The 5310-nt window shown below is 48.6% G+C and carries 1 tRNA gene and 3 rRNA genes; all 4 read left to right on the forward strand.

The features are described 5' to 3' along the window. The first annotated feature begins 169 nt into the window (after nucleotides 1-169). Nucleotides 170-1709 (forward strand): 16S ribosomal RNA (locus KP713_RS08940). A 123-nt stretch (nucleotides 1710-1832) separates the two neighbouring features. After that, nucleotides 1833-1908: transfer RNA gene (locus KP713_RS08945), tRNA-Glu, on the forward strand. A 270-nt stretch (nucleotides 1909-2178) separates the two neighbouring features. Beyond that, a 23S ribosomal RNA gene (locus tag KP713_RS08950) occupies nucleotides 2179-5075 on the forward strand. 118 nt (nucleotides 5076-5193) lie between these two features. Then, a 5S ribosomal RNA gene (gene rrf / locus KP713_RS08955) occupies nucleotides 5194-5309 on the forward strand. The 16S, 23S and 5S rRNA genes sit together here with 1 tRNA gene alongside, the layout of an rRNA operon. The last annotated feature ends 1 nt before the right edge of the window (nucleotide 5310 follow it).

Genomic DNA, 5310 nt, shown 5'->3' on the forward strand with positions numbered 1-5310 from the left:
TTTTGCTCTTTAACAATATATCAGACAATCTGTGTGGGCACTTGTTGATTGACTTGTTTTAAAATATTTTTAATTTTGAAGTCTTAATAGGTGCTTAACTGAAAATTCATAATTACTTTTTAAGTAGTGTTTTATTTATAGCTAAGCAGTATATTGAGCGATTGAACTTGAATTGAAGAGTTTGATCATGGCTCAGATTGAACGCTGGCGGCAGGCTTAACACATGCAAGTCGAACGGTAGCAGGAGAAAGCTTGCTTTCTTGCTGACGAGTGGCGGACGGGTGAGTAATGCTTGGGAATCTGGCTTATGGAGGGGGATAACTACGGGAAACTGTAGCTAATACCGCGTAGTATCGGAAGATGAAAGTGCGGGACCGTAAGGCCGCATGCCATGAGATGAGCCCAAGTGGGATTAGGTAGTTGGTGGGGTAAAGGCCTACCAAGCCTGCGATCTCTAGCTGGTCTGAGAGGATGGCCAGCCACACTGGAACTGAGACACGGTCCAGACTCCTACGGGAGGCAGCAGTGGGGAATATTGCGCAATGGGGGGAACCCTGACGCAGCCATGCCGCGTGAATGAAGAAGGCCTTCGGGTTGTAAAGTTCTTTCGGTATTGAGGAAGGAGTGTATGTTAATAGCATACATTATTGACGTTAAATACAGAAGAAGCACCGGCTAACTCCGTGCCAGCAGCCGCGGTAATACGGAGGGTGCGAGCGTTAATCGGAATAACTGGGCGTAAAGGGCACGCAGGCGGTTATTTAAGTGAGGTGTGAAAGCCCCGGGCTTAACCTGGGAATTGCATTTCAGACTGGGTAACTAGAGTACTTTAGGGAGGGGTAGAATTCCACGTGTAGCGGTGAAATGCGTAGAGATGTGGAGGAATACCGAAGGCGAAGGCAGCCCCTTGGGAATGTACTGACGCTCATGTGCGAAAGCGTGGGGAGCAAACAGGATTAGATACCCTGGTAGTCCACGCTGTAAACGCTGTCGATTTGGGGATTGGGCTTAAAGCTTGGTGCCCGTAGCTAACGTGATAAATCGACCGCCTGGGGAGTACGGCCGCAAGGTTAAAACTCAAATGAATTGACGGGGGCCCGCACAAGCGGTGGAGCATGTGGTTTAATTCGATGCAACGCGAAGAACCTTACCTACTCTTGACATCCAGAGAACTTTCCAGAGATGGATTGGTGCCTTCGGGAACTCTGAGACAGGTGCTGCATGGCTGTCGTCAGCTCGTGTTGTGAAATGTTGGGTTAAGTCCCGCAACGAGCGCAACCCTTATCCTTTGTTGCCAGCGATTAGGTCGGGAACTCAAAGGAGACTGCCAGTGATAAACTGGAGGAAGGTGGGGATGACGTCAAGTCATCATGGCCCTTACGAGTAGGGCTACACACGTGCTACAATGGCGTATACAGAGGGTGGCGAAACTGCGAGGTGGAGCGAATCTCAGAAAGTACGTCTAAGTCCGGATTGGAGTCTGCAACTCGACTCCATGAAGTCGGAATCGCTAGTAATCGCGAATCAGAATGTCGCGGTGAATACGTTCCCGGGCCTTGTACACACCGCCCGTCACACCATGGGAGTGGGTTGTACCAGAAGTAGATAGCTTAACCGCAAGGGGGGCGTTTACCACGGTATGATTCATGACTGGGGTGAAGTCGTAACAAGGTAACCGTAGGGGAACCTGCGGTTGGATCACCTCCTTACCAAAGACGAGAGACAGCGAGTGCTCACACAGATTGGCTGATTGTTGTAGAAAAATGAGAAATTAAAAACGAAGCGAAAGCAACGTTGAAAGATAAAAAGAAGATAGAGTATCTTTAATTGATGTCCCCATCGTCTAGAGGCCTAGGACATCGCCCTTTCACGGCGGTAACCGGGGTTCGAATCCCCGTGGGGACGCCAATTAAAGATAACTTTGTTAGATTATCTTACTGTTCTTTAAAAAATTGGAAACAAGCTGAAAACAAGAGATTTTCGAGAGAAAGTCTGAGTAGGCAAAACAGGAAAGTGAAATAGAGGGAACTGAGAAGGAAACTCTGAAAGCAAACCTGTTTTGTGATAAATCTTGATTGAACAAAAGCAATCAAGTGTTTAGTTGAATGAAAATACGCATCAAATTGACCGCACTTTGAAGTAAAAACTTAAAGTGATTGAAAACATTTGAGGTTGTATAGTTAAGTGACTAAGCGTACAAGGTGGATGCCTTGGCAATCAGAGGCGAAGAAGGACGTGCTAATCTGCGAAAAGCTTGGATGAGTCGATAAGAGGCGTTTAATCCAAGATATCCGAATGGGGAAACCCAGTAGATGAAGAATCTACTATCACTTACTGAATCCATAGGTGAGTGAGGCAAACCGGGAGAACTGAAACATCTAAGTACCCCGAGGAAAAGAAATCAACCGAGATTTCGTCAGTAGCGGCGAGCGAAAGCGAAAGAGCCTGTTAATGATAACAGTAGAGATAGAGGAATAAGCTGGGAAGCTTAGCGACACAGGGTGATAGCCCCGTACTCAAAATCCAGGCTGTGGTACTAAGTTAACGAGAAGTAGGGCGGGACACGTGATATCCTGTTTGAAGATGGGGGGACCATCCTCCAAGGCTAAATACTCCTGATTGACCGATAGTGAACCAGTACTGTGAAGGAAAGGCGAAAAGAACCCCGGTGAGGGGAGTGAAATAGAACCTGAAACCTTGTACGTACAAGCAGTGGGAGCCCGCAAGGGTGACTGCGTACCTTTTGTATAATGGGTCAGCGACTTATATTTTGTAGCGAGGTTAACCGAATAGGGGAGCCGAAGGGAAACCGAGTCTTAACTGGGCGTCTAGTTGCAAGGTATAGACCCGAAACCCGGTGATCTAGCCATGGGCAGGTTGAAGGTTGGGTAACACTAACTGGAGGACCGAACCGACTAATGTTGAAAAATTAGCGGATGACTTGTGGCTGGGGGTGAAAGGCCAATCAAACCGGGAGATAGCTGGTTCTCCCCGAAATCTATTTAGGTAGAGCCTTGAGCGAACACCTTTGGGGGTAGAGCACTGTTTCGGCTAGGGGTCCATCCCGGATTACCAACCCGATGCAAACTACGAATACCAAAGAGTGATACTCAGGAGACACACGGCGGGTGCTAACGTCCGTCGTGGAGAGGGAAACAACCCAGACCGCCAGCTAAGGTCCCAAAGTCTATATTAAGTGGGAAACGAAGTGGGAAGGCTTAGACAGCTAGGATGTTGGCTTAGAAGCAGCCATCATTTAAAGAAAGCGTAATAGCTCACTAGTCGAGTCGGCCTGCGCGGAAGATGTAACGGGGCTCAAATATAGCACCGAAGCTGCGGCATCAGTAGCAATACTGTTGGGTAGGGGAGCGTTGTGTAAGCGGATGAAGGTGTGTTGAGAAGCATGCTGGACGTATCACAAGTGCGAATGCTGACATAAGTAACGATAAAACGGGTGAAAAACCCGTTCGCCGGAAGACCAAGGGTTCCTGTCCAACGTTAATCGGGGCAGGGTGAGTCGGCCCCTAAGGCGAGGCTGAAGAGCGTAGTCGATGGGAAACAGGTTAATATTCCTGTACTTGGTAAAGCTGCGATGTGGGGACGGAGTAGGTTAGGTTATCGCACTGTTGGATATGTGCGTTTAAGTTGGTAGGTGGGAAGTTTAGGCAAATCCGGACTTCCTTAACACTGAGAGATGATGACGAGGCTCTACGGAGCTGAAGTAACTGATACCACACTTCCAGGAAAAGCCACTAAGCGAAAGGCTTTACTAAACCGTACTGAAAACCGACACAGGTGGTCAGGTAGAGAATACTCAGGCGCTTGAGAGAACTCGGGTGAAGGAACTAGGCAAAATAGCACCGTAACTTCGGGAGAAGGTGCGCCGGCGTAGATTGTAGTCCCTTGCGGATGAAGGTTGAACCGGTCGAAGATACCAGCTGGCTGCAACTGTTTATTAAAAACACAGCACTCTGCAAACACGAAAGTGGACGTATAGGGTGTGATGCCTGCCCGGTGCTGGAAGGTTAATTGATGGTGTAATCGAAAGAGAAGCTCCTGATCGAAGCCCCAGTAAACGGCGGCCGTAACTATAACGGTCCTAAGGTAGCGAAATTCCTTGTCGGGTAAGTTCCGACCTGCACGAATGGCATAATGATGGCCAGGCTGTCTCCACCCGAGACTCAGTGAAATTGAAATCGCCGTGAAGATGCGGTGTACCCGCGGCTAGACGGAAAGACCCCGTGAACCTTTACTATAGCTTGACACTGAACATTGAATTTTGATGTGTAGGATAGGTGGGAGACTTTGAAGTAGGAACGCCAGTTTCTATGGAGTCGTCCTTGAAATACCACCCTTTAACGTTTGATGTTCTAACGAAGATTGCGGAACGCGGTCTCGGACAGTGTCTGGTGGGTAGTTTGACTGGGGCGGTCTCCTCCCAAAGAGTAACGGAGGAGCACGAAGGTTTGCTAATCACGGTCGGACATCGTGAGGTTAGTGCAATGGTATAAGCAAGCTTAACTGCGAGACAGACAAGTCGAGCAGGTACGAAAGTAGGTCATAGTGATCCGGTGGTTCTGAATGGAAGGGCCATCGCTCAACGGATAAAAGGTACTCCGGGGATAACAGGCTGATACCGCCCAAGAGTTCATATCGACGGCGGTGTTTGGCACCTCGATGTCGGCTCATCACATCCTGGGGCTGAAGTAGGTCCCAAGGGTATGGCTGTTCGCCATTTAAAGTGGTACGCGAGCTGGGTTTAGAACGTCGTGAGACAGTTCGGTCCCTATCTGCCGTGGGCGTTGGAGAATTGGTTGGGGCTGCTCCTAGTACGAGAGGACCGGAGTGGACGCACCACTGGTGTTCCGGTTGTGTCGCCAGACGCATTGCCGGGTAGCTAAGTGCGGAAGAGATAAGTGCTGAAAGCATCTAAGCACGAAACTTGCCAAGAGATGAGTTCTCCCAGATTTAAAATCTGTAAGGGTTGTTTAAGACTAAGACGTAGATAGGTGCGGTGTGTAAGTGATGTGAGTCATTGAGCTAACGCATACTAATTGCCCGAGAGGCTTAACTATACAACGCTCAAGTGTTTTTGGAAAACAGAGTGAAAGAAAAAGAAATTAACTAAACGTTCAGCTTGTGGCCAATGAAGAACATAGATAGAAGTTAGAATAAAAGTTATCAAAGAATTATCCTGGCGGCGATAGTGCGGTGGAACCACCTGACACCATACCGAACTCAGAAGTGAAACGCTGTAATGCCGATGGTAGTGTGGGGCATCCCCATGTGAGAGTAGGGCACCGCCAGGTT

The organism is Haemophilus sp. SZY H36 (assembly GCF_018829625.1).
GTDB classification, from domain to species: Bacteria; Pseudomonadota; Gammaproteobacteria; order Enterobacterales; family Pasteurellaceae; genus Haemophilus; species Haemophilus haemolyticus_K.